The organism is Hymenobacter psoromatis, assembly GCF_020012125.1.
Classification (GTDB): Bacteria; Bacteroidota; Bacteroidia; order Cytophagales; family Hymenobacteraceae; genus Hymenobacter; species Hymenobacter psoromatis.
Window position 1 is genome coordinate 2226297 of the sequence record NZ_JAIFAG010000001.1, and the last position, 25620, is coordinate 2251916.

General features: G+C 62.4%; 21 protein-coding genes. 13 read left to right on the plus strand and 8 right to left on the minus strand.

Annotation, left to right across the window (positions count from 1 at the left end; all coding sequences use genetic code 11):
* The first annotated feature begins 74 nt into the window (after positions 1–74).
* From LC531_RS09625 to LC531_RS09655, 7 genes are all read left to right on the plus strand, one after another.
* Complete coding sequence (locus LC531_RS09625) at positions 75–1868, plus strand: DUF4331 domain-containing protein (RefSeq protein WP_332874886.1); 1794 nt, start codon at positions 75–77, stop codon at positions 1866–1868.
* A 33-nt stretch (positions 1869–1901) separates the two neighbouring features.
* Positions 1902–5753: a DUF4331 family protein gene (locus tag LC531_RS09630; protein WP_223650083.1), complete on the plus strand. Its 3852-nt coding sequence runs from the start codon at positions 1902–1904 to the stop codon at positions 5751–5753.
* A gap of 130 nt (positions 5754–5883) precedes the next feature.
* Complete coding sequence (locus LC531_RS09635) at positions 5884–6102, plus strand: PID-CTERM protein-sorting domain-containing protein (protein ID WP_223650084.1); 219 nt, start codon at positions 5884–5886, stop codon at positions 6100–6102.
* Positions 6103–6312: 210 nt separating this feature from the next.
* On the plus strand, positions 6313–8097 hold the full coding sequence (locus tag LC531_RS09640) for a S8 family peptidase (protein WP_262903276.1): 1785 nt from the start codon (positions 6313–6315) through the stop codon (positions 8095–8097).
* Positions 8098–8202: 105 nt separating this feature from the next.
* The gene (locus LC531_RS09645) at positions 8203–9198 is read left to right on the plus strand and encodes a YitT family protein (RefSeq protein ID WP_223650085.1); all 996 of its coding nucleotides are present in this window, start codon (positions 8203–8205) and stop codon (positions 9196–9198) included.
* A 42-nt stretch (positions 9199–9240) separates the two neighbouring features.
* Complete coding sequence (locus LC531_RS09650; protein WP_223650086.1) at positions 9241–10086, plus strand: MOSC domain-containing protein; 846 nt, start codon at positions 9241–9243, stop codon at positions 10084–10086.
* Positions 10087–10240: 154 nt separating this feature from the next.
* Positions 10241–10915 carry a DUF2461 domain-containing protein gene (locus LC531_RS09655; RefSeq protein WP_223650087.1) on the plus strand — a complete coding sequence of 225 codons (675 nt, stop codon included), beginning with the start codon at positions 10241–10243 and terminating at the stop codon, positions 10913–10915.
* 122 nt (positions 10916–11037) lie between these two features.
* On the opposite strand, the gene LC531_RS09660 is transcribed toward LC531_RS09655, so the two are convergent.
* Positions 11038–11661: a deoxynucleoside kinase gene (locus LC531_RS09660; protein ID WP_223650088.1), complete on the minus strand. Its 624-nt coding sequence runs from the start codon at positions 11659–11661 to the stop codon at positions 11038–11040.
* 88 nt (positions 11662–11749) lie between these two features.
* Here LC531_RS09660 and LC531_RS09665 point away from each other — a divergent pair, with 88 nt between their 5' ends.
* Positions 11750–12184 carry a hypothetical protein gene (locus LC531_RS09665; RefSeq protein ID WP_223650089.1) on the plus strand — a complete coding sequence of 145 codons (435 nt, stop codon included), beginning with the start codon at positions 11750–11752 and terminating at the stop codon, positions 12182–12184.
* Here the strand turns inward: LC531_RS09665 and LC531_RS09670 are convergent.
* Positions 12181–12693, minus strand: coding sequence for a hypothetical protein (locus LC531_RS09670; RefSeq protein ID WP_223650090.1), 513 nt, complete (start codon positions 12691–12693; stop codon positions 12181–12183). The two genes, LC531_RS09665 and LC531_RS09670, sit on opposite strands and share 4 nt — an antisense overlap.
* Positions 12694–12840: 147 nt before the next feature.
* Between LC531_RS09670 and LC531_RS09675 the strand changes: the two genes are divergently transcribed.
* The 3 genes from LC531_RS09675 to LC531_RS09685 all read left to right on the plus strand — a co-directional run bounded on the left by LC531_RS09675 (position 12841) and on the right by LC531_RS09685 (position 16109).
* The gene (locus tag LC531_RS09675) at positions 12841–13365 is read left to right on the plus strand and encodes a GNAT family N-acetyltransferase (protein WP_223650091.1); all 525 of its coding nucleotides are present in this window, start codon (positions 12841–12843) and stop codon (positions 13363–13365) included.
* Positions 13366–13433: 68 nt separating this feature from the next.
* Positions 13434–13664 (plus strand): CDGSH iron-sulfur domain-containing protein, encoded by a 231-nt coding sequence (locus LC531_RS09680; protein ID WP_223650092.1) that lies wholly within the window; start codon positions 13434–13436, stop codon positions 13662–13664.
* A gap of 633 nt (positions 13665–14297) precedes the next feature.
* Positions 14298–16109, plus strand: coding sequence for a class A beta-lactamase-related serine hydrolase (locus LC531_RS09685; protein ID WP_223650093.1), 1812 nt, complete (start codon positions 14298–14300; stop codon positions 16107–16109).
* Positions 16110–16399: 290 nt separating this feature from the next.
* Here LC531_RS09685 and LC531_RS09690 read toward each other — a convergent pair whose 3' ends face one another.
* From LC531_RS09690 to LC531_RS09700, 3 genes are all read right to left on the minus strand, one after another.
* Entirely contained in the window at positions 16400–17446 is a 1047-nt protein-coding gene (locus LC531_RS09690) for a hypothetical protein (protein WP_223650094.1), read from the minus strand.
* A gap of 91 nt (positions 17447–17537) precedes the next feature.
* Positions 17538–17792, minus strand: coding sequence for an acyl-CoA-binding protein (locus tag LC531_RS09695; RefSeq protein WP_223650095.1), 255 nt, complete (start codon positions 17790–17792; stop codon positions 17538–17540).
* Positions 17793–17847: 55 nt separating this feature from the next.
* Positions 17848–18717 carry a sterol desaturase family protein gene (locus LC531_RS09700; RefSeq protein WP_223650096.1) on the minus strand — a complete coding sequence of 290 codons (870 nt, stop codon included), beginning with the start codon at positions 18715–18717 and terminating at the stop codon, positions 17848–17850.
* A 114-nt stretch (positions 18718–18831) separates the two neighbouring features.
* On the opposite strand from LC531_RS09700, the gene LC531_RS09705 reads away from it, so the two are divergent.
* Entirely contained in the window at positions 18832–20136 is a 1305-nt protein-coding gene (locus LC531_RS09705; RefSeq protein ID WP_223650097.1) for an amidohydrolase family protein, read from the plus strand.
* 101 nt (positions 20137–20237) lie between these two features.
* Here the strand turns inward: LC531_RS09705 and LC531_RS09710 are convergent, their stop codons facing one another.
* Together LC531_RS09710 and LC531_RS09715 are read right to left on the minus strand one after the other, a co-directional pair.
* Positions 20238–20966 carry a peptidylprolyl isomerase gene (locus tag LC531_RS09710; protein WP_223650098.1) on the minus strand — a complete coding sequence of 243 codons (729 nt, stop codon included), beginning with the start codon at positions 20964–20966 and terminating at the stop codon, positions 20238–20240.
* Between the two features lie 159 nt (positions 20967–21125).
* Complete coding sequence (locus tag LC531_RS09715; RefSeq protein ID WP_223650099.1) at positions 21126–22256, minus strand: zinc dependent phospholipase C family protein; 1131 nt, start codon at positions 22254–22256, stop codon at positions 21126–21128.
* 143 nt (positions 22257–22399) lie between these two features.
* Between LC531_RS09715 and tssD the strand changes: the two genes are divergently transcribed.
* A complete protein-coding gene (tssD, locus tag LC531_RS09720) occupies positions 22400–23239 on the plus strand; it encodes a type VI secretion system tube protein TssD (protein ID WP_223650100.1) in 840 nt (279 codons plus the stop codon).
* A 152-nt stretch (positions 23240–23391) separates the two neighbouring features.
* Here the strand turns inward: tssD and LC531_RS09725 are convergent, their stop codons facing one another.
* Positions 23392–25452 (minus strand): M13 family metallopeptidase, encoded by a 2061-nt coding sequence (locus LC531_RS09725; protein WP_223650101.1) that lies wholly within the window; start codon positions 25450–25452, stop codon positions 23392–23394.
* Positions 25453–25620: the final 168 nt, after the last annotated feature.

The window sequence follows — 25620 nt, forward strand, 5'->3', positions numbered from 1 at the left end:
AGGGTAGTCTATTGTCTTTTGTTTTTTAGTGGTTGCGCTTGGTTTTTTCACTTTTACCCCTTTTCATTTCTCTCATGAAACACATGTTAACCAAACCCTCGCAGTGGTTGGCGGGGGCCTTAGCCGTGACGGCGCTCTCGGTCTGGAGCGTTGCGCGCTACACGCCCCTGGAGGCCAGTAGCCACCGCGAAGCCCCGCTTATTGCCGACGACCCGCTGGCCGACAACACCGACGTGTACGCCTTCAAGGACCCCAACGACCCGGAGCGTATCGTACTCATTGCCGATTACATCCCGTTTCAGCTGCCGCAGGGTGGGCCCAACTACTCGACTTTCGGCGAGAACATCCGGTACGAAATTCACATTAAAAACAAGACGGCCAACCCCACGGTCGATGACATTACCTATCGCTTCACCTTTACGCGCACTAACCAGGACCCTAGTACCTTTTTCAACATTCGGCTGGCCAAGCAGAACCTGAAAACCACCTACATCTGCGAGAAGAGCGTGGGTGGCGGGGCTTTCACCACTATCGTAGCCAACGGCGTGGTGCCGGCCTATAATATCGGGGCGCGCTCTATCAACTCGGGCGTGGGCCTGGCCCAGGCCAACTACACCGCTTACCGCCAGGGCACCATAGCTACCGCCTCGGGCGGCGCGGGCGAGCAGGTGTTCTGCGGCTCGTCCGACGACCCGTTTTACGTAGACCTGGGGGCCATTTTTGACTTGGCTGGGCTGCGCGCCAACAACGGTGCCCGCGATGGCCTGGCCAAGTACAACGTGCACTCGATTGCCCTGAGTATTCCGGTATCGACGCTGCAAATGGCCGGCCAGACGGCTGCCGCCGCCACTAACATTCTGGATGGCAACTATGTAATTGGGGTTTGGGCCTCGGCCAGCCGCCCCACCATGCGCACGCTCAGTGCCACCGGGGGCGCTACTACCGATAACATGACCTACACCCAAGTATCGCGCCTGGGCATGCCGCTGCTGAACGAGGCCATCAACCCCATTGGGGCCAAGGATGCCTGGAACCGCGCCAAGCCCGGTGCCGAAGCCGCTGTGACCGACGACTACCTCTCGAACCCCGAGCTAGGCCTGTATATGGCCGATAACACGCCCGTGAACGGCGCGGCAGCCAAGCCCGCCGGCCAGACGTACTACGGCGAGGCCGTACCGGCGCTGAACGCGCTGCGCATCCAGACCAAGTCGCTGGGAGCGTTTGACTTCCGCAACGGGGCCGCGGGCCTCTCGGGCCTCACCGCTGCCCAACGGGCCGGTACCGTGTTTGAAGGCGCTTACGGCCCCTACCTGCTGGTAGCCGGTAAGCCCCGCTCGGTGGATATCAAGCCGATTTTCCACACCGGCGTGCCCAATGCTATTCCGTACCAGCTGGCCACGGGTAAGAATGGCAACCCCTTGGCGGCCGGTAAGCCGTTCATCAACAACTTCTTGCCCGTGGTGGGTGATATGCTGCGCCTGAACATGGCCGTGCCCGCTACCCCGCGCACCTCGCCCGACTTCAGCAATCAGGGCCTGCTGGCCGCCGCCGTGCTCGGCATCACCGACCCGCGCTACAATGCCAACACGACCATCCAGAACATCCCCAACATGGACGGCTTCCCCAACGGCCGCCGCCTGGAAGACGAAGTAGTGAAGATTGAGTTACAAGCCGTGAGTGGCGCAGTACTGGCGGCCATTGGCCTGTGGTACGACGACTACACGCCCGGCACCACACCTTCGCCGGCCACGCCGCAGCTGAAGGGAGTGCTGAATTTCACGGCCGGGGTCGAGAAGAACGACACCACGTTCCGCACCTCCTTTCCCTACGTGCAGACGCCGTGGCAGGGTACTCGCATCCGCCGCTAACTCATTGTCTCAGCTTGCTATCGTCTTACTAAAATGACATCTAAACAAGTACGCACCTACGTCGCGCTGCCCGTGCTGGCGGCGGCGGTAGTCGGCTTCTCCACCTGGAGCCAGCTGCACTACACCCCCCTGGAGGCTTCCTCGCACCGCGAGGCTCCGCTTATTGCCGACGACCCGGTGGCCGATAATACCGACCTCTACGCGTTTAAAGACCCCAACAACGCGGAGCGTATCGTCGTCATTGCCAACTACATTCCGTTTGAGCTGCCGCAGGGCGGGCCCAACTACTCCACGTTTGGCGAGAATGTGCGCTACGAGGTGCACATAAAAAACCAGGCCGCCACCAACAAAACGGCCGATGACATTACCTACCGGTTCGTGTTTACGCGCACCAACGGCGACCCTACCACGTTCTTCAATATCCGGCTGGGCGCGCAAAACCTGAAGACCACCTACACGTGCTCGAAAAGCACCGATGGCGGAATGACCTTCACCGACATCATCACGGCTGGCGTGGTGCCGCCCAACAACATCGGGCCGCGCTCCATCAATGGCCCGGCTGGCCTCAACCTGGGTGCTGGTACGCCCTACGAAACGCTGCGTACCAACGCCATTACCACGGCCTCGACCGGCGAGCAGATTCTCTGCGGCCCGTCCGACGACCCGTTCTTTGCCGACCTGGGGGCCATTTTTGACCTGGCCAGCATCCGGGGTACCACCGGCAAGGGCGGCACGCCCACCGATGGCCTGTCGCACAAGAACTGCCACTCCATTGCGCTCAGCATTCCGGTGGCCAGCCTGCAAAGCGGCGGCAAAACGGCGGCCGCGGCCGCCAACATCCTCGACCCCGCCTACGTGATTGGGGTGTGGGCTTCGGCCAGCCGCCCGCAGCTGCAAACCTTCGACCCCACCACCGGCCAGGGTGCCAGCGGCAACTGGGTGCAGGTATCGCGCCTGGGAATGCCGCTTACCAACGAGGTTATCAGCCCCATCGGGGATAAGGATGCCTGGAACGCCCGCACGCCCTACACCGAGTCGGCGGCTACCGATGGCTACCTCTCGAACCCCGAGCTGGGCCTGTACATGGCCGACAACACGCCCATGAACGGCGCGGCGGACAAGCCTGCCGGCCAAACGTATTTCGGCGAGGCTATTCCGAACATCGCGCCCCTGCGCATCCAGACCAAGTCGCTGGCGGGCCAGCCGGGCTTCGGCAATGGCTTCGACTTCCGCAACGGGGCGGCGGGTTTGAGCGCGTTGTATAGCGCCACACCGGGAGCTTATGCAGGCACGGCCCTCGCGCCTTCGCCGGCCGGCTTTGGCGAGTATTTGCTGAATAGCGGCACCGCGGGCTCGCCCCGCTCGGTGGACATCAAGCCCATTTTCCATACCGGCGTGCCCAACCTGATTCCGTACCAGCTGGCTACGGGTAAGACGCCGATTGCCGGTGGCTCGGGCGTAAATCCCCTCACGGCCGGTAAGCCGTTCATCAACAACTTCCTGCCTATTGTCGGCGATATGCTGCGCCTGAACATGGCCGTGCCCGCTACTCCGCGCACCTCGAAGGATTTCAGCAACCAGGGCCTGTTGCAGGCCGCTGTGCTGGGCCTCACCGACCCGCGCTTCAATGGCGATGCCAGCCTGCAAGCCATCCCCAACATGGATGGTTTTCCCAACGGCCGCCGCCTGGAGGATGCCGTGGACCAGATTGAGCTGAAGGCCGTGAGCGGCGTGGTACTGGCCGCCGTCGGCCTGTGGTACGACGACTTCACCACGGCCTCCACTAGCCCCGTAACGGCGCAGCTCGGCAACGTGCTGTTTTATACGACGGGCGTGGAGCGCAACGACACGACCATCCGCGACGCGTTTCCCTTCGTGCAGACGCCCTGGAGCGGCACCGGCGCGGCCGGCGGCCCCACCAACACCATCGTGTACCCCGACCTGACGGTGAGCACCGCCATGCCGGTGGAGTCGGGCACGTATAATAGCATCACCATCACCAGCACCGGCGTGGCCTCGTTCAACGGCCCCATCGTGGTAAACAGTGCCCTCACCGTGCAGGCGGGCGGCGTGCTGAGCACCCAGGGCGTGCTGGCTACCAGCTGCCTGCCCGTCACGGGCGGCGGCACCTTCACGCTGGCGGCCGGCGCTACGCTACGCGTGTGCGCCAGCGATGGTATTGCTGCCACGGGCGCTAGTGGGGCTATTCAGCTCACCGGCACCCGCACGTATAGCAACGATGCCAACTACGCCTATACCGGCGGCGATGCCCAGACTTCGGGTACCGGCCTGCCCAGCCAGGTGCGCAGTCTGACCGTGAACGGCGGCGGCCTGACCCTTAATAATGGCGGTGTGGCCGTGACCCAGACCGTGGCCCTGACCAACGGCAACCTGACCACCAGCGCCAGCCAGATGCTGACGCTGCTCTCGACCCCCACGAATGGCACGGCCCTGGTCGTGAACACCAACGGGGCCGTGACCGGTCCGGCTACCATGCAACGCGCCATCGACCCCGCCTTCAACGCCGGGCCCGGCTACCGCCACTACAGCTCGCCGATGGTGAGCACCACGCTCACCGACCTGACCACTACCCCCGGCTTCTCGCCGATATTCAACCAGGCGTATAACACCTCGACTACGCCCAACGCGGTGGTACCCTTCCCCAACGTGTATGCCTACGACCAAAGCCGCGTGACGACCAGCGGTAGCGGCGGCTCTATCGACTTCGATGAGGGCTTCTTCGTACCGCAGGCCAGCGACGTGATGACCCCGTTGCGGGGCTACGACCTAAACATCGCGGCCACCTCGACCGTGGACCTGATGGGTACGCTCAACACCGGGCCGGTAACCATTACCAACCTGACGCGCGGCACCCAACTGCAAAGCGGCTGGCAGCTGCTGGGCAACCCCTACCCCTCGCCGGTTGACTTCAGCCAGACGGTGGGTATTGCCAGCACCAACATGGACGCGGCAGTATATGTGTACCAGAGCACCGGCCAGTACGTGGGCGCGTATCGCAGCTACGTGAACGGCGTGGGCGGCAGCCCGCAGATAGCGGCGATGCAGGGCTTCTTCAAGCGGGCCACTGACCCCAGCCAGACGGCCAGCTTCGCCCTCACCAACGATTCGCGCGTGACCACCTTCGCCACCACGCCGAGCTTTAACCGCACGGCGGCCGACACCCGGCCCCTGGTGCGCCTGCGCTTGCAGGGCAGCACGCCGCTCATCGACGAAGCCTTCGTATACTTCGAGCAAGGGGCCACGGCCGGCTTCGACCCAAAGTTTGATGCCTTCAAGCTGCCCAACTCGTCGGGCCTGAGCGTAAGCAGCCTCATTTCGGCCAACGAGCTGTCGGTGAATGGCCTGGCCCCGCTGACGGGCACGACCACCACCGTGCCTCTGAACGTGCAGGTGCCCGCCACCGGCACTTACAGCCTGAACGCGCTGGACCTGCTCCACTTCGACAGCAGCAACCAAGTGTACTTGCTCGACAACCAGACCGGAGCGCGCATCGACCTCAGCAAGCAGCCGCTGTACAGCTTCACGGCGGACACGAAGTCCCTGACGGGGCGCTTTGTCCTGTCGTTCGGCCCGGCCGCGCCGCTGGCCGCTACCCCGGCCGCCCTGGCGCAGCAAGTGCAGCTCTATCCCAACCCGGCCCACGCCAGCTTCACGCTGGTAGTGCCCGCCGAGCTGGGCCACGGCTCGGTTTCGGCCGTGCTCTTCAACCAGCTGGGGCAGGTAGTGGCGCAGCAGAAGCTGCCCATGACCGCCGCCGGGGCCACCGCGCAATTCGACGTGTCGTATCTAGCACCGGGCGTGTATACGCTCCAGCTGAAGGCCGACGGCAACCAAGTTGTGAAGCGCGTAGTAGTAGCTAATTAACTTACTACCTTGTTGGTCCTAACCTGCTAGGTTCTTGATTTGCTGGCTCCCGCGCCGTGGCGCGGGGGCCAGTAGCCAGGGACTTGCTGGCGAGCGCTACTGGCTGAAAACCCACCTAACTTTTACTTCCATGAAAAAATATACTTTTGCGAGCGCCTTGGCTACCGTTGCCGTGTGCCTGTTTGGGGCTGCTACCCCCGCCCTAGCTCAGGATGGCACCTCGGGCGGCCCTACCCCCACCAATCCGCCCGCTACTGAGGTACCCATTGATGGGGGCGCTTCGCTGCTGCTGGCCGGCGGCGTGGCCCTCGGCCTCAAGAAGCTGCGCGAACGCCGCAAGGCCCGCTAAGCTTGCGCGGCCCAGCGTTTAAGGAGAAGCTGGCTTTCCCCACTTGCGGGAAGGCCGGCTTTTTGGCTTTCTTTACGTACTCACCCCACCACGGACGGGTAGTACCCATTCTCTTTTGGCCCGCCTTTGGCCGGCGGCCGCAACGCCCGCCCGCCCGGCCCCGTCTATAGCTAGTCGCGGCCGACTTTTGCGCCGACTTATTTTCCCCTGATGCTTTCGCTTCCCTCCTACCCCACTACCCGGCCGCGCCTGACGCTGGCCGCCGCCCTGCTGCTAGCTGCCACGAGCTGCCGCGTGGCCCAAACCTCCGCCACCAACTCCGCTAAAACCGCCCCGGTGGCTGCCGCCGTGGCCGCCGCCCCCGCCGACCCGGCCGTGGTGGTGCCCAACGCCGCGGTGCCCGTGCCTACCCCCCCGGCCGGCCCCACCGTGGCCGAGGCTGCGCAAAATCAGTGGTATCTGCGCGACCCCAAGCTCGACAACACGCCCGGCACCGGCACCACCCGCACCTACGCCGAACTGCTGAAGGGCCGCACGCCCAGCCCCGTGCTAGTGGCCGTGATTGATTCGGGCATCGACACGGCCCACGTGGATTTAAAGTCCATCATCTGGCGCAATCCGGGTGAGATTCCGGGCAATGGCCTTGACGATGACCACAATGGCTACGTGGACGACGTGCACGGCTGGAATTTTCTGGGCGGCAAGGACGGGCGCAACATTTCGGTCGAAACCCTGGAATCGACCCGTGTGGTAGCTAAGTACGGGCCGCGCTTCGCGGGCAAAACCAGCGCCCAGATTAAGCCCGCCGAGCGCGCCGACTACCGGATGTATCTCCGCGCCAAGAAGGCCTACGACGCCAAACGCCAGGAGCTAACCGGCGAAGTGGGACAATTCGACCAGACTAAGGGCTTTATCACCCAGCTCAGCGCCGCCATCAAGGAAAAAGCGGGGGTAGCAAAAGTGGACACCACCACCTTGCGCGTAGCCGCCGCCAACATGCCCAGCGCCGACCTCAAGGGCGCGCTGCTCAGCCTCTACCAGAATATGAAGCAGGGCGGCATCGGCGATACCGACGCCCTACTGGCCGAGCTGGATACCGAGATGAAGGACCAGCGCGAGCAGCTCGATTACAGCTTGAACACCAAATTTAACGCCCGCGCCGAAATAGTAGGCGACAACCCCGATGACGTGAACCAGCGCGACTACGGCAACAACGACGTAACCGGCCCCGATGCCCTGCACGGCACCCACGTGGCAGGCATCATCGCGGCTGTGCGCGACAACGGTATCGGCGTGCAGGGCATTGCCGCCACGCCGGTGCGCGTGATGAGCGTGCGCGCCGTGCCCAACGGCGACGAGCGCGACAAGGACGTGGCCAACGCCATTCGCTATGCCGTGGACAATGGCGCGCAGATTATCAACATGAGCTTCGGTAAGGAATTTTCGCCCCAGCGCGCCGCCGTAGAAGCCGCCTACAAGTACGCCGCCAGCAAGAACGTGCTACTGGTGCACGCCGCCGGCAACGAGGACGATAACCTCGACGTGACGGCTCACTACCCCGCCGCCTTTTACCTCAACGGCACGGTGCCGCCCAACCTGCTGACTATTGGCGCCTCGGGCCCCCAGGACGATGAGAACCTGCCCGCCAGCTTCTCCAACTACTCCAAAAAGCAGGTGGACGTGTTTGCGCCCGGCGTGGGCATTTTCTCCACCCTGCCCAACAATAAATACGGCATGGAAAGCGGCACCAGCATGGCCTCGCCCGTCACGGCGGGGGTAGCGGCGGTGCTCAAGTCGTACTTCCCCAGCCTCACCGCCGTAGACCTCAAGCGCATCATCCGGCAGTCGGCGCAGGTGCACCACACCCAGGTGCTGGTGCCCGGCGAAAACGGCAAAAAGGCCGATTTCAGCACTCTTTCTATTAGCGGCGGGGTAGTAGACCTTTATGAAGCCGTGCGCTTGGCCGCCCAGGAAGCCGACGCGAAGAAGCAATAGCGCACGGAGAGAATGAAATTAAAAGGCCGGTCATGCTGAGCTTGTCGAAGCATGACCGGCCTTTTAATTTCATTCTCTCCGTGCGCTAAACCGAAACCCTTCGCTATGCTCCCGCAACTCTTCATCCTCGAACGCCTGCGCCGCCTGCGCGCTGCCGCGCCGCCTACCCCCCCCGGCCTGGCGGGGCATCCGGCGCTGGCGGATGAGCCGGCTTCCGTCGCACCGCCTGTCCCGGCCGGGGGGGGTAGGCGGCTGCTCATCAGCATCGGCTACCTAGTGGCTGGTGTGTGGTCAGCGGCGCTGGGGCTGGAGGCATTCATTCTGCCCAATGGGTTGTTTGACGGGGGCGTAACGGGTATTTCGCTGCTGGCCGCCCGGCTTACCCACCAGCCGCAGTTCGTATCGCTGTTTTTGGTGGTGTTTAACCTGCCGTTTATCTGGCTGGGCTACCGGCAGTTGGGGCGGGATTTTGCTATTCGGGCGCTGGCGGCCATTCTGGGGCTGGCGCTAGTACTGGTATTCGTGCCGTTCCCGGTCATCACGCAGGATAAAATGCTGATTGCCGTGTTTGGCGGCTTCTTCCTAGGGGCGGGCATCGGGCTGGCCATGCGCGGCGGCGGCGTGCTCGATGGCACCGAAATCCTGGCTGTGTACCTGAGCCGCAAAGCCAGCCTGAGCATGGGCGATTTCGTACTGGTACTCAATATCTTAATCTTTATCGTGGTGGCGCTGGTGCTATCCGTTCAGACGGCGCTCTACTCTATTCTAACCTACCTGGCCGCCTCCAAAACCATCGAATTCGTGGTCAATGGCATCGAAGAATATACCGGCGTCACCATCATCTCCGCGCATGGCGATGCCATCCGGCGCGCGCTTACCGAGCGCCTGGGCCGGGGCGTCACGGTGTACGCCGGGCACCGCGGCTACGGCTCGCGCGGCGAGCAGCCCGAAGCCATCGACATCGTGTTCACGGTCGTGACCCGGCTGGAAGTGAGCCAGGTCACGCACGAAGTCAACCTGCTTGACCCCAAGGCCTTTGTAATTATGCAAAGCGTTAACGACGCCAGGGGCGGCATGGTAAAAAAGCGGGCCTTGCACTAGCAAGGGGGTAGGGCACCGAGGCGGCGCGCTACCTTTGCGGCTATGTCTGCCTCTTCTGCTTCGCTTACCCTTACGGGCCTTTTTATCTATCCGGTTAAGTCGTTGGGCGGCATCAGCCTGCCGGCGGCCGACCTCACGGCGCGAGGCCTGCGCCACGACCGCCGCTGGCTGCTGGTAGACGAGCGCAACCGCTTCCTGACCCAGCGCGAGCACCCCGCGATGGCCCTGCTGGCCATGGAGGCTGCCCACAATGGTTTTTTATTGCGCCACCGCCAGCAGCCCGAGCTACCGCCGCTCTACGTACCCTTCGCGGCGGAGCCAGATAAAACGCTGTTTGTCAGCATCTGGGACGACCTCGTATTTGCCTGGCGCGGCACCCCGGCCGCCGATGAGTGGCTGAGCAAGGCCCTGGGCCAGCTCTGCAAGCTGGTGTATATGCCCGATATGGCCTACCGCGAGGTAGAGCCCGACAAGCCCGAGCTAAACCCGCCCGGCACCCTCGTCAGCTTCGCCGACGGCTACCCCTACCTGCTGGTCACCGAAGAATCGCTGGCTAAGCTCAACGCGCAGCTAACCGAGCCCGTACCCATGAACCGCTTTCGGCCCAACCTGGTGGTGCGCGGTGCCCCGGCCGATACCGAGTTGGCATGGACGGATTTCCAGATTAATGGCCTGGCTTTCCGCTCGGTGCGCGGCTGCGGCCGCTGCGTCGTCACGACCATCGACCAGGATACGGCCGCCCGCAACGCTGCTGGCGAGCCGCTGCGCACGCTGGCTACCTACCGCCAGCAAGGCCGCAAAATCCTCTTCGGTCAGAACGTAACTGGCCCCGCCGCCGGCCATTTGCGCGTCGGCGACGCGGTAAGGGTCGTGAGCAGTGAGCAGTGAGCAGTGAGCAGTGAGCAGTGAAAGAACGTCATGCTGACGCAGGAAGCATCTCGCCTGCGTAAGTAATCCTAACGTTTGAGGTTAGTAACACGGGCGAGATGCTTCCTGCGTCAGCATGACGTTCTTTTGCTCGTTGCCCATTATCCCTTACTCCGTGGACCTCGCTTTTACCCTGGATTTTCTGCGCCGCCTGGCGGCAAATAACAACACGGCCTGGATGCAGGCGCACCGCGCCGACTACTTGCGCGCCCGCGACACGTTTGCCGCGCTCATCACCGAAGTGCTGCGCCAGGCCACGCCCGATGCGCCCGAGTTGGCGGGCCTCACGCCGGCCCAGGCCATATTTCGATTACATAAGAACGACCGGAGCCAGACCGACCCCGAGCCCTACAAGCACCGGCTGGGCGCGGGGCTGGTGCCGGGCGGGCGGCACGCCCCACAGGCCGGCTACTTCCTGGCCCTGATGCCGGGCGGCGGCTCGTGGCTGCGGGCCGGCCGCTTCAGCCCCGGCCCGGCCGAGCTGACTGCCATCCGCCAGGAAATTCACTACGATGGCGCAGGCTTTCACCGCGTGCTGGCCGACGAAGCGCTGCTGCGCCAATTCCCCAACGGCCTGGATATAAGCGGCGAGCAACTCAGCCGCCCACCCCGCGGCTACCACGCCGACGACCCCAACCTGCCCGTTCTCAAGCTCAAGAGCTTCGGCGTAAGCCGGCTTTTTACCGACACCGAGGTGCTCTCGCCCGATTTCCTACCCCAAGTACTGGCCGGCATCCGGGCCACCCGGCCCTGGGTCGGGTTTCTCAATCAAGCGCTGGAGGGTTCTTAATTAAAGCCGGTTTTCATGGCGAGCGCAGCGCGGCAATCGCTTCAGAACGAAATCGTTTGGGGGTCGTTCTAGGGCGATTACCGCGCTGCGCTCGCAAGGACAAATGGCTGTAACTAAAAACTCTAAAATAAGCCAAACAGCTTATTATCAATGCGCTCGATGATAGTGCCAAGGTCTTCGGGGTTGCGCACGTAGTCCAGCTCGTTCACGTCGATGGTAAGGAGCTTGCTATACTTATAGCTGGCAATCCACTGGTCGTAGTGCTCATTGAGGTTTTTGAGGTACTCGATGCTGATGGAATTTTCGTAATTCCGGCCTCGTTTCTCAATTTGACCGATGAGCTTGGGTAGGTCGGCGCGCAGGTAGAGCAGCAGGTCGGGCGGGTTGACGAGACTTATCAGGCTCTCAAACAGGGCGTAGTAATTGTTATAGTCGCGCTCGGCCAGTAGGCCCGACTGGTGCAGATTAGCTGCGAAGATGTGCGCATCCTCGTAAATCGTGCGGTCCTGAATAACGCTTTTACCTGCTTGTACTAAGGCTTGGATATGCTGCGTTTGGCGAAAGCGGCTATTCAGAAAATATACCTGCAAATGAAACGCCCATCGGGGCATATCTGCGTAGAAGTCTTTAAGATACGGGTTGTCATCTACTTCTTCCAGGAAGACTTCCCAACGAAAATGCTGAGCCAGCTTGTGGGCCAGCGTCGTTTTGCCGGCCCCGATGTTGCCGACGATGGCGATATGCATAACTACTAAAACAAGTGGCGAACAAAATTCGGACGCCAAAGGTAAGCCTACTATTATTCCCTACTCTGCCTTTCCCGCTATGACAACTATGGCTGCTACCACTCAGCTGCTGCGATTACCCGACCAACACGGGGCTCTATTGGCCGATTTTGACTTCTACCCCCACCTCGACCTGTTGCACGTGCGCTGGCACGGCCACCTCACCGCCGACAGCCTGGTGCGCGGCGTGCAAGCCGGCATGCATCTATTTGAACACCAGCTATTGCCGAGCCGAATTCTTACTGACCACAGCCAGGTTTCGGGCGAATGGGGCGAGGCCCTGCCCTGGCTGCATTACGAGTGGCTGCCCACGGCCGCCGAGCGGGGCGTGCGCCAGGTAGCCTACGTGCTCTCGCACGACCCTGCCAGCCGCCTGTTGCACTACCCCAACAGCACCGAATTTGTGGCGGCCGTGGCCCAGGAGCTGCGCGCGCAGCCCTTTCGACATTTGGGCCCGGCCTGGCACTGGCTCACGCGTGGCTAGCGGCCCTTGTTGTCGTCGAGGCGCTCTTTCATGCTGCGCGCGCCTTGCAGGGTGCGAAACTCGCCCTGGGCGGCGCGCACGCTGAGGCGGTCGTTGAGAGGCAGGTCGAGGCGCACGGCTTCGTAGCGGGCGTTGAGGCGGCCGAGCGTGGCGCTGGCCTCATCCCAGTCCGGGGTGCCCCACTGGCGGCGCTGGGCGCGGGTAGCGTCCAGAAACCGCTCGTATACGCCAGGTATCTGATTAGCGGGCAGCTGGTTGAGGTCGATGCTTTCGTGCATAAACCGCGTGAGGCCGGGGTCGGCGCTGGCCCGGTAGCGGGGGGTAGGGGCCGCCGGGCGCGGCGCGCTGGTAGTGGGCCGCCCGCCGGCCAGCTCGCCGCGGCGCAACAGGCTATCTTGGGTTGAGCGCTGGGCGGCGACCAGTAGCGGCAGGGTGGCCAGCAGTGGCAGGGTGGTGGCCAGCAGCAGGGCAGCTCCGGCAAGGCGCAGGGTAGAGAGCAGGTTTTTCATGGGTATAAAGTCTGGTAGAGAAACGCCGGCAGCCTGGTCTATTTCGGACGGGGAACCTGGCTTTAACGGAAAGCGGGCGCGCTGCGTATGCGTGGGCAACTCACGAGTCGGTTTTTTGGCCGACCTTCGCCTGATTCTTCCCTGCTTATGCCTACCCCCCCTACCCTGCCCAACCCGGACTTGCCCCTACACATTCAGCCCGCCACCGAGCAAGATATTCCCACCATTATCACGCTGGCTGAGGCTACCTGGGAGCCCACTTACCGCTTCATCATCTCGAAAGAGCAGATTGATTACATGTACCGCGTCATCTACACGCCGGCCTCGCTGCGCCGCCAGATGCGCGAGCAGCACCACCAGTTTCTGCTGGCCTACGTGGAGGGGCAGCCCAGCGGCTTCGCCTCGTACTCGGAGAAGCCGGCGGGCGTGTATCACCTCCATAAAATCTACGTGCTGCCCTCGCACCAGGGCCTGGGCCTGGGCCAGCAGCTGGTGCAGGCCGTGGTGAGCGCCGTGCGCGAAGCCGACGGCAAAGCCCTGGAGCTGAACGTAAACCGCCATAACCCGGCCCTGGCTTTCTACGAGCGCCAGGGCTTCGCACAGCACCGTGAAGAGGACATTGCCATCGGCCCGTACTGGATGAACGACTACGTGCTGCGCAAAGAGCTGTAAGTCTATTTTTGTCCTTGCTGCGTGTTGCTCGCAATGATAGACGATTTTTAACCCCTAAATCCCAAAAAATGGCTACCAAACTGACAGTACTTTCCAACGGCTCGCTCCGCGTGGAGGGCGAAGATATCGAACTCGTTGATGCCCAAGGCAATGCCTACGGCCTCGGGGGGCGGCAGCGCATCAGCATCTGCCGCTGCGGGCTGAGCGCGCAAAAGCCCTTCTGCGACGGCTCGCACAAGGGTCATTTTGAGCACGATGCCACGGCGTTTGATTTGCCCGCGCCGAAGCCGGTGGTGTAGCTGCGGCTGCGTTTACTCGTAAAAAAAGGCAGTTGCTCCGGCTCGGAGCAACTGCCTTTTTGGTTTTAATCAGCCGGGGTAGCGAGATGGGTGAGTAGCGCCACGGCCGCGGCAGGGTCTTCTACGTTCAATGATGAGGCGGTTGTACTCCTCATCGGCCAATTCAACTACTATGGTGTTTTCATCGTGCCGCACGTCTATGCAAGAGGGCTTGCCATCGAGTGAGTTGGTCAACTAGAACGTGCCGGCCTTCAGCAGGCCTGGCACGTGTGTGCCAGGTAGCCATAAGCCATTCGCGTGCGCGGCTTGCTGGTCGCGCCAGGCACTTTTGATGTGTTTGCGCGGGATGCGCAGCTCACTGCGTAAAGCCCAGAGCTTGGGCTTTTTATAGCAGTGTGGGGATAAAATTACGCTAAGCTTGGCCTTAGTTAAAAGCTTGCTCTAAAAGTTGCACTTAGGTTGACAAGTAGCAACGGAGCAGACGGACACAGGCAACCGATGCACCTAAGCCAGCATCTGGGGTAGCAAGACCAGGCGCGAAGCAAAGCACTTTGTTATTACGTATTGATTAACAGGATAATGACTTATTTTCCAACCCAATACTTACCGTGTACTGCTTCCCGTTGGGCATGGATGTTGGGCCTGCCCTTCCTACTACTTGATGCGGGCCAGCCACTACGGGCGCAAACCTTCCCTTCCCGCGCCGAGCAAATCCGCCGGGTCGAAACGGGCTTGCTACCCAGCGTGCGCTTCGTGGGCGATTCTGTCTGGACGATGGCCGCACGCATGAAACATTACGGGGTTCCTGGCGTGAGTATTGCCGTCATATATGACTCAAAAGTTATCTGGGCGAAAGCTTACGGCGTTGTAGACCGCGCCAGTAAAGTATCTGTCACGACTCACACGCTGTTCCAGGCCGCCTCCATCAGCAAGGCGGTAACTGCCTATGCGGCGCTGCGGCAAGTGGAACAGGGCCAATTGCACTTAGACGGCAATGTGAACGACGAGCTGCGCACCTGGCACTTGCCCGATAATGCGTTCACCCAAACCCAGAAAGTGACGCTGCGCCGCCTGCTCAGCCACACGGCGGGCGTCGGAGTAGACGGCTTTCCTGGGTATGCCGCCACCGCGCCCATCCCTACCTTACGCCAGATTCTGGAGGGGGAAGCCCCGGCCAATACGGGGCCGGTACGCGTCGAGCAAGTACCCGGCACCGGCTTTCGCTACTCGGGCGGTGGGTATTGCATTGCGCAACAGCTGATGCTTGATGCAGCGAGCACCACCGACTTTGCGGTCCTGATGCAGCAACTCGTACTAGGCCCGCTGGGCATGAAAGCCAGTACGTATGCCCAGCCCCTGCCTGCCACCTGGCAGCCCCTGGCCGCCACGGGCTACGGCCTCGATGGCGCGGCCGTAGCGGGCCGCTGGCATACCTACCCCGAAATGAGCCCGGCGGGCCTGTGGACCACGGCCGCCGACCTGGCCCGGTTCCCGATAGAGGTGCAGCGCACCCTACAGGGCAAAAGCCACCGGGTGCTCTCGCCCGCGATGGCCGCCACCTGGCTTACGCCCGTGCTAACGGACTACGCCGCCCCTGGCCCCTTCGTGCGCCAGTACGGAGACCAAAAACAGGACATCTATTTTGAGCACAGCGGCTGGAACGAAGGCTTTTCGAGCCAGTTCGTGGCCCACCGCGACAAAGGCTACGGCGTGGTCGTGCTTACCAACGCCAACCAACCCTTGTTTGTCAACGAAGTCATCCGAGCCGTAGCCGAAACCTACCAGTGGGCCAATTACAGCTCTCCCCGCTACCAGCGCCAGCCGCTGACCGCTGCCGACACGGTACCGCTAAACGGCCGCTATCGGGCGGGGCCCCTGGAGGCGCTGCAAGTGGTGGGGCATGGAGCGCACCTCTTTTTAAAAGAGGTGGCCGAAGACCCAGTGGAGCTGTTCAAAGTAGCGGACCAGACATTTATGCGCCTCGGTTGGGATGCGCCCGTGCAGCTAGTAGTGAACCCGGCCGATGCTACTCCCCACTTAGTCATACAGCTTCCACACACCCCACCGCGCTACGAGCATGCCCGGCTGGCTCCGGGCGAACAAGTGCCGTTCGACTGGCTCATCCGGGGCTCGTTCGAGCAAGCCGTGTCGGCCTACCAACAAGTCAAAACCAGCAATCCTGCGGAAGCCGCTCTACAGGAAGGGCACCTCAACCAAGTCGGCTACCAACTGCTGAAGGAAACCCAAATGGCTCAGGCCCTGCGCGTATTCACCCTAACTACCTTGCTTTATCCGCAGAGCGGCAATGCCTTCGACAGCTTGGCCGAAGCCTACCTGCACAGCGGTAACAAGGAGCAGGCCCGCGCCAACTATGCGCGCTCGTTGGCCCTAGCCCCCCAGAACAGTAACGCCACTAAAATGCTACTGGAATTATCGAAAAAGTAGCGCTGGCCAACCCAACGCACTTGGAATAATTTCGCTGCGCGTACTATATTTTTCATTTCCTGAGTTTCTTCCTACCTAACAGATTATCAAACTAAGCGCGACTTTTGGGGCAAACTTTTAACCAAGGTCAAGCTTAGCGTAATTTTATCCCCCCGCTGCTATAAGAAGGCCAGCTGGTGCCAGGCATTCATGCTAAACAGCATCGTATCGCCTTACTGTTCAATGTTAACCATAAAAAGAAGGGTGAAAGCCAGTAACAATAGTAATAGCAGGGTTTATCGTTATTTAGGCTATAGCATTACACTAGCCAGCATCCTGGGTCCCAGCATCAGCCACAGATTCAGCCGCACCACGTCGCCCATTGAGTCGCAGTGGTCGAATTTATGGGTGCGGTGGTAGCGGTTGAGGGCGGTTTTCAACTCGTCCACTTTCTCGGCGGGGGCCAGTAGCTGGCGGCGCATCACGTCGAGCAGGGCTTTGAGGCGGTGGCGCTCGGCGCGGGCGCGGCGGGCCATCAGGGTGCGCTCCTCGGCCTGGTACTGGCGCAGGGTGGAGGCTTTGAGCAGGCGGGCGCAGAGCGCCACCACGGGCTGATTATCCGGGAACGACTGCGGCAGGTACATGGCGCGGCGGCCCTCGTAGCTCTGCTGGTCGAAGTCGATAGCCCGCACCCGGTACTGCTCATCCTCGAAGTCGGGCGTCACGTCAACGACGTAGTTATAGGCCCGCATATCGCCCAGCAGCCGGGCAAAGCAGCGCTCATTGAACTTCACGAACTCCTTGGCGATGCGCACCTGGTTGAGGTGCGGCTGGTTGAGCCGCAGCCGGATAAAGTCATCGCCCGGAATGCCGGCAATGTGCTCCTCAATGAGCGTATTACCAGTATCCACCAGGAAGTTCATGGAGTTGGGCGACAGCAGATGCTCTAATTCCAAGCCATACAGGCGCGAGGCATCGGCCTGCTTCACGTAGAAGTAGTCGTAGTTATCGTTGAGCTGATTGAGGATGCGCACCCGAAACGGATGCGAGTTGCCAAAGCGGCAGTAGTCGATGCGGTCGGCCAGCAGGTCGTCGGCAAAGCTGAGGTCGCCGGCCGTTTTGAGCAGCGCATACACCTGCACCAGGCCCTGGCTCAGCTCGTGCATGTGCTGCGGCTCGTAGAACACGGTTTGCCACAGCGTGTCCTTACCCGCCCGGTCGAGCAGCGCAAACGAGTTGCTAAAACGCAGTAAATCGGCGTAGCTTACCGGCAGCGGGGCCTCGCGGTCGTAGTCGCGCAGGTACTGGCGTAGCGCCGGCGTGAGCGGGTAGCTCGGCTTTTTGCGGGAAATATCCACTTATCAGTTATCAATCATCAGTTATCATTTACCTGTAAGCAACCATCACACGTTTTCTGATAATTTGTGATTGATAAATGATAATTGAAAATCATCCCACCAGCTCCGTTACCAGCTCCACGTATTGCTGGCGGGCGGCGTCTTTGCTGAGGCCGGCGAGCTGGTACCAGGCATCGTGCTTGGCGATGGCTTTGAAGTCGAAGCCGCCGGGGCGCGGGCCGGTGGAGTCGCCTTCCGTGGCCTGCTTGTAGAGGGCGTAAAGCTGAAGCAGCACCGTATTGCTGGGCTTAGCGGGCAACTGCTGGGCGCGCTGGGCGGCGATTTCAAAATCCTGCTGGGTGGTCATGGAGGTAATGGGTAGTAGGTAATGGGGACAAAGAACGTCATTACCTACTACCCATTCAATAGGCCAGCTCGGTGAGCGGACTAGCGGGCGCGGGGCGGGTAGGCACCGAACCATCGGGGCAGGCCCAGGGCTCTGGCGGGGCCAGGGGAAGAGCCAGCAGGTCGGCAGGGGTTTGGGCGGCAGGATTAGGGTAGGCGGGTACGCCGATGGTTAAGGCGCTCTGCGGCACGTTCAGGCGGAGAGTACGGTGCAGGTAATCCCAGATGCTGAGTACGATACCGAAGTTGCTATCCGTTTCGCGGCGCACCACCGAGTGGTGAATACCGTGGGCGCGGGGTGTGATGAGCAGCCGCGCCAGGGGCCTTTCCACGGCCAGCGGCAACCGCCAGTTACTGTGCTGAAAGGCCGTGCAGGCTTCAAAAACCACTTCGTAGCCCAGCACCACGGCCGGGCGCACGCCCGCCAGCGCCGGCAGCGCTGCCCGGTAGGGCACGCTGGCCAGCATCTCGCCAAAGTGAAAGCGCCAGGCCGTGGTAATATCCATATCGAGGTCGGAGTGATGCACCCGGTGCAGCCGCCACAGCAGCGGCGCGTGCAACAGCCGGTGCCAGGTGTAGGCCAGGTAATCGAGCAGCAGCACCTCGGCCGCCAGGCGCAGGGGAGGGGGTAGGCGCGCCAGCAGCCGGTAGCGCGGGGCCACGGCGCTAGCCAGATGCACCATCGCGGGCAGCAGCGTGCCGCGCATGGCGGGCAGCGAGGGCGCGGCCAGCACCAGGTTGCGGGCCCAGCGCTCGGGGCGCGGGCGGGTGCGGCGGCGCAGCGGGGCGCGGGCTTCGAGTAGCAGCAGGGCCAGCGCCAGCGCCCCCAGCGCGGGGGCCGCCCAAAGGTCGAAGCGCTTAAGTAGCTTGGCGGGGGGGGCAGGCATGGGTAGGAGAATTACTGACTGGTGAAACAGCCGACGGGCCGTAGGGTTGGGGCGAGCCGGCGTGGCGCGTAGCTTGCGCCTGATTTTTTAGCTCCCACCCTACCCCCCTTTTTCATGTGCACCGCTACCCGCTCGCTATTGCTACTTGCTGCCTTGGGCCTCGCCGGCCCGGCCGCCTTTGCCCAAAAAACCTTGCTGCACTGCGGCCGCTTGCTCGATGTGCGCGCCGGCCGCGTGCTCACTCAGCAAACTATTGTGGTGGAGGGTGGTCGCATCACGGCCGTGCAGAGCGGCTACGCCACGGCTGGTGGGCCGCAGGACCAGGTGATTAACCTCGAAAACCAGACCGTGCTGCCCGGCCTCATCGACTGCCACGTGCACCTGGAATCCACGCCGAGCCGCAATAGCTTTCGGGAACAATTTACCCTTAACCCCGCCGACGTAGCCTATCGCGCCCAGGCCAACGCCCTGACGACGCTGCGGGCCGGCTTCACCACGGTACGCGACTGCGGGGGCTCGGGCGTGAACACGGCCCTGCGCAAGGCCGTAGCCCAGGGCCTGGCGCCGGGGCCGCGCATCTACTCGGCGGGCACGGCTATTTCGAGCACCGGCGGGCACATGGACCCCACCGACGGCCTCAGCGATTACATGATGGAGAAGCTCAACCCCGGCCCCGCCGAGGGGGTAGCCAACGGCCCCGACCAGTGCCGCCAGGCCGTGCGCGAGCAGTTTCGGCGCGGCGTAGACCTCATCAAAATCGCCAGCACCGGCGGCGTGCTCGACCTGAGCAAGGATGGTAGTGGCGCACAGTATTCGGAGGAAGAAATCCGGGCCATCGTGCAAACGGCTCGCGACCTGGGCCTGCCCGTGGCCTGCCACGCCCACGGCGCGGAGGGCATCAAGCGGGCCGTGCGGGCGGGCGTCACCAGCATCGAGCACGGCTCGCTGATGGATGCCGAAGCCATGCAGCTGATGGTCAAAAACCGCACTTGGTACGTGCCCACCATCATCGCCGGCAAATCGGTAGCCGATACCACGCGGCGGCACCCCGACTACTTTCCGCCCGTTATCGCGGCCAAGGCCCTCAGCATCGGCTCGCAGATACAGGCCACCTTTGGGCGGGCCATCAAGCAGCACGTGCGGGTGGCGTTCGGTACCGACGCGGGCGTGTATCGCCACGGCCAGAACGCGCTGGAATTCGGCTACATGACTGAGGCCGGCATGAGCCCGCTTGATGCCATCCGCACCGCCACCCTCAACGCCGCCGAGCTCCTCGGCGACCCCCAGAACCTGGGCGCTCTCGAAGCCGGCAAGTACGCAGACATCGTGGCCGTGGAGGGCGACCCTTTACAGGATATTTCCACGCTGATGCGGCCAAAATTCGTGATGAAAGAAGGTAAGGTGTACGTGGGCCAGTAGCACGAACTTTTCAGTTCGTGCGCGAGCGCAGCGAGCAGGCGGAACCGGGCGGCGCGCGCAACCATGCTCGCTGTGCTCGCACACGAAGTGGAGACTTCGCGCTACTTCACTACTTCCACCTTCATCCCTACGTCCTCAATCGGCCATTTATCCTGCGGGTCTACTTTCACGTGGGAGATTTTATCTACTACGTCCTGGCCCTCGATAACTTCGCCAAACACCGTGTATTTGCCATCGAGCGAGGGCACGCCGCCCTGGGTGGCGTAGGCCCGCACCTGGGCCGGGGTGAGGGGCCGGCCGGCGGCGGCGCGGCTCTGGTAGGGCGTCAGCTTTTCGCCCACCACGAAGTAAAAATCGGTGTTGGACGATAGGTGGCCGGGGTTTTGCTCGTCGTCGTAGCGGGCCATGCCCAGCGCGCCCTTCACGTGGAAGTGGTTGGGCCGGATTTCGGGGGGTAGGCGGTAGCGATGCAAGCGGATGGTGCGCGGCCCGCTCGTCTGGCCACCCTGCACGGCAAAGCCCTTCACGACGCGATTAAACACCGTTTCATCAAATACCCCGCGCCGGGTCAGCAGCAGAAAATTGGCCTTGTGAATGGGCGTATCCTCAAACAAGCGCACCCGGATAGTACCCAGCCGAGTCTTAAATAACACTTCCGAGCCGGGGTGCGCGCGGCCGTAGGCCAGTAGCGCGGCCGGCGCGGCGCTGTCGGTGAGAGCCGCAATGTCGGGCCCCGGCGGCTTGGGCCTGGGCGGGGGGGTAGTGGCGGCGGGCTGGTCGGCGGGGCCGCAGCCAGCCAGCAGCAGCAGGGCGAAAGGGCAGTACTTCATGCGGTAAATAGGCAATGGGTAATGAGTACTAAAAGAACGTCATGCTGAACGCAGGGAAGCATCTCAACCGCGCAACTAACTTCTGATGCCAGAGATTACTTACGCGGCAGCGATGCTTACCTGCGTTCAGCATGACGTTCTTTTTCTTCTTCCTCTCCCCTACTTTTTTATTTTTACTTTAACCTTCACCTCGGCCGGGGCGGCGGGGGTAGGGGCGGCGGGCTCGGGCGGGGGCGGCGGAGCGGCCTCTCCGTCGGCAGCTTTTATTTCATCGGGGTCAATAATTTTCTTCTCTTTTTGCTGAGCCAGCAGGAGCTTGCCGGTGGCCAGGGTATTGGCCCGCCAAGCTTGGAGCTGGGTAGCAAGCCGCTCCTTTTCCTCCTTGCTGGGCTTGGGTGGGGCCATCAGCTGGCTGAGGTCGGGGCGACCGGCTTCCTGCCAGGCAGTGAGCCACATGGAGGCCACCATCGGCGACGCCCCCTTGAGGCGGAAAGCTACCATGCCCCCTACCTCCTGCTCGTAGGCATCGGCGAAGGCATCGGAGTAGCGGCGCTGCGTTTTGCCGAAGCGATGCGCGAAGGTGTATTTAGTCGCGGGTGTGAAATTCTTGGCCACCTTACTTTCGAGGTCGAAGGTGGAAGCCAGGAAGCCGTAGCTGTTCTGCACCACCGTCCAGATGCTGGCCAGCGGGTCTTTTAGTACCTTACCTTCGTCGCCATTGAGTTTATAGACATCGAGAAAGCGCTCGGGCAGCTGGCTTTCCCAGAGGGCGTGCAGGCCGGTCTGACCCGTAAGCTGGCCGTCGTAGTTCACAGTGGTGTGCAGCGGCACGAAGGCATCGGCGGTGTAGTGGCTCAGCTCGGCCGAGTACTTGACGATGGCCAGCGTGTCGCGCTGCTGAAAAGCGGCTACCAGCTTCTGCTTGGCATCAAGCACGGCCCAGGGCACGGTGCCGTATTTCTTCAGCGTATCGGCCGAAAACTTGGTGGCCGCCGCCTCATAGTCCCGCGGCACCCTGGCGAAGGGGTTGTCCTCGCCGTAGTGGTCCATGTCGATGAAATGCCGGGGGCCCTCATCGGGGTCCTTGCCGCGGCGCTCGTCGGGAGCAGTGCTCAGGCGCACCAGCTCGGCCATGTGCCGAAAGTAAAACGCCTGCATACTCGCTGGCAGCTCATACACGGCCACCTGCGTGATAACGCGGTGCCCCAAAAAGCCCCAGGCCCGCGCGGCGGGCGCGGCCGGCCCCAGCAGCACGGCGGCCAGGCCCAGGGTGAGGAATAGTTTTTTCATATCACGTAAAGAAATAAGTCGGCCCGGCTCCTACTCGGGGCCAAGGGAGTCGAAGGTCGGGCCGGGCGCGCATATATCGTGCCGGGGGCCGGGGGCGGTCTGCAGTCGGTCCGCTATATTCTTTTCTCGTTTGCTCCCTATCTATGCCCGCTACCCCCGCCCTGCTCGCCACCTGGAGGTTTAAAGGCCGGGACTACGTGCCCTTGCAAGCGCAGTATGGCTTTGAGCAGTTCGTGGATACCCGCGGCCGGCCTAGCACCAGGGTGCGCCCGCAGCTAGTGCGGCTGGTGCTCGATGCCGCCGACGAAGACGCCCGCCTGATTGCCTGCATGTTTGACCCCTACCAACGGGCCACCTCTACCCTGGTGCAGCGCCACCCGCAGGGGCACCGGCTGCACCAGCTGCACATTCAGGCGACGTACTGCGTGGGCTACCGCGGGTACTTTGCCCCCGGCGACGCGGCCACCCGCTGGCCCAACGAGGTGCTGGTGCTGTACCTTTCGGCCGCCGCTCTCACCCTGGATGGCGTCACCGCGGAGTGCCATTCGGTGCTGCCCTGGCATGCCCCCGAGAAGGTGCGCCGCCACGCCCGGATGCTCGGCGACGAGGTGACCCAGCTGCCCATCGCCGCCGCCCTACCCGCCCCCAAGCGCGTGCCTACGGTGGAAGCCCCTACCCTAACCGCCCCGCCGGCCCTGCGCAGCAACAGCGAGACAGGCGTATACGGCGAGCACATTAGTGACGCCTACATGCGCGCCCAGGGCCACGAAAAGCTCAACGACGGGGAAGTATTGACGCCCCTACCCCCTGCGCGCCGCCCCAGCTCCTGCTCCAAAATACCCGAATCTTACACCTTTTCCCGTCGTCCTTTCTATCGGGGTTTGCGTACATGGTCTATCTTTCCCTCCCACCCTCTTCCCCTTTCCTATGCTGATTTCTTCCCGCCCTTCTGGCTAGCGCCTGCGCGGTCCCCTTCGTTTTGAGGCTTCGTAAAGCCTCTGGCTGTAGCGATTACAAGGCCCGGCTTCCTACCCAGGAGGCTGGGCTTTTTCGTGGGGGTAGGCAGCTCCGCACTCACAAAAAAAGCCTGACCTTGCGGCCAGACTTTTTATTCTGAAGAGCAGTCGCCTACCCTCTACCAAATGCGCGAACGGTCGGCCGTGGCGCGCACCATCTTGTTGCCGTCTTTGCAGCCGAAGGCTTCGTAGAACTCGGGCATGTTCATTAGCGGGCCATTGGTGCGGTACTGGCCGGGCGAGTGCGGGTCGGTCTGGATTTGCTGGCGCATAGCTTCGGGGCGCTGGTTGGCGCGCCAGATTTGGGCAAAGCCTAGGAAGAAGCGCTGGTTGGGCGTGAAGCCGTCAATCTTCTTGGCGGCCTTGGCCTCGGCCGTTTTCTGGAAGGCCTGGTAGGCGATGGTGAGCCCGCCGATGTCGGCCAGGTTTTCGCCCATCGTCAGCTTGCCGTTCACGTGCACCGAGTCGAGGGGTGAGAAGGCGTCGTATTGCTTGCCCACCATGTCGGCCTTAGCGTTGAACTTGTCGTTGTCCTCCTTGGTCCACCAGTCGCGCAGGTTACCCTTGGCATCGGAGCGGCGGCCCTGGTCGTCGAAGCCGTGGGTCATCTCGTGGCCAATGACCGCGCCAATCCCGCCGTAGTTCACCGCGTCATCCGCCTTGGGGTCGTAGAAGGGCGGTTGCAAAATACCGGCCGGGAACACGATTTCATTCATGCTCGAATTATAGTAGGCGTTCACCGTGGGCGGCGTCATACCCCACTCGCCCCGGTCAATCGGCTTGCCGAACTTCTGAAGATTGTCCTCCCGGCGCCACTCAGCGGTGGCAAACAGGTTTTGCAGGGCGCTCTGGCGCGTGATTTTCAGTTTGGAATAGTCCTTCCACTTGTCAGGATAGCCGATTTTTACGGCGAAGGCATTGAGCTTTTGAATAGCCTCTTTCTTAGTGTCGGCGCTCATCCAGTCGGTCGCCATAATGCGCTCACCGTAGGCCCGGCGCAGGTTTTCGACCATCTCCTTGGCCTTGGCCTTGGCGGCGGGGCTGAACGCCTCATCCACGTAGAGCTGGCCGAAGGCTTCGCCCAGCGCCCCGTCGGTGGCGCGCAGGGCGCGCTTCCAGCGGGGCTGCTGCTGCTTGGCCCCGGTCAATACCTGCTGGAAGCGGAAGGCCGCGTCGCCGTAGGCTTTGGGTAGGGCCGGGGTCACGTCCGACACCAGGTTCCAGCGCAGGTACTGCTGCTGGTCGGCAATGGGCGTGTTGGCCAGCAGCTCATTAGCGGCCGCCATAAATTCGGGCTGGCCGATAATTACGTCCTGGGCGCTGCTCAGGCCCGCGTCCTTGAGGCGCAGCGGCAGGTTCAGGTTGGGGTAGTCTTTGGCGGCCTGGGCCACCGGCACCTTGTTGTAGTTCTTGAGGCGGTCGCGCAGGTCCACGCGGCTGCGGCTGGCCTGGGCCAGCTTGGTTTCGAGGGCCATCACGGCATCCGCATTGGTCGCGGCCAGGCTCGGCGCGTCACCTAACAGCTGAAAAATGCTGGTCATGTACGCCTTGTAGGCGGCGCGAATGGTCTTGGAGCGGCCATCTTCCTTGAGGTAGTAGTCGCGGTCGCCAAGGCCGAGGCCACCCTGGCGCAATTGCACCGCGTACTGGGTGCTGTTCTTGCTGTCCTGGCCCACGCCCATGCCGTACCAGCCCACCGAAAACGACTTCGGGTCGGCCATGTACTGCTGAATGGCCGCCAGGCTCTTAAGCCCGGCAATCTGGGTCAGCCGCGGCTGCAAGTATTTCAGGCCGGCGGCCTCAATGGCGGCCGAGTCTATCGCGGCGGCGTAGAAGTCACCCACCTTTTGCTCGTTGGTACCCGGCTTGGCCGCGCGGTCGGCGGCGGCCTTCACCAAAATGCGCTTTTCCACGGCAATGTTGCGGTCAGCCAGCTCGTTGAAAGCCCCCCAGCGAGTTTCAGCGGCCGGCACTGGGTTGCTCTTTATCCAGTTGCCGTTGGCGTAGTGGTAAAAATCCTCGCACGGGGCCACTGACTGGTCAATGTTGGCGAGGTTGATGCCTACGCCCTGCTGCGGGGGGGTAGGCTTCTTGGGTGGCCCGAAAGCCGTGGTAGCGGCCAGGCCACCAAGGCCCAGGGTCGCCAGCGCCAGCCGCGACATAGTGGTAGTGGAGGACATGAAGAAGATTGGTTAGGAGAAAAGGAAGAAAAGCGAAAGTAAGGGTAATAGCGGGAACCGCCGCTTAACCGTTGCATCACACCGGCTTAAAGTGAAAACCGGGGGTAGGGAAATCGATTAATTAAAAAAAGAACGTCAGGCGCATCTGGCACCTGACGTTCTTTTTTT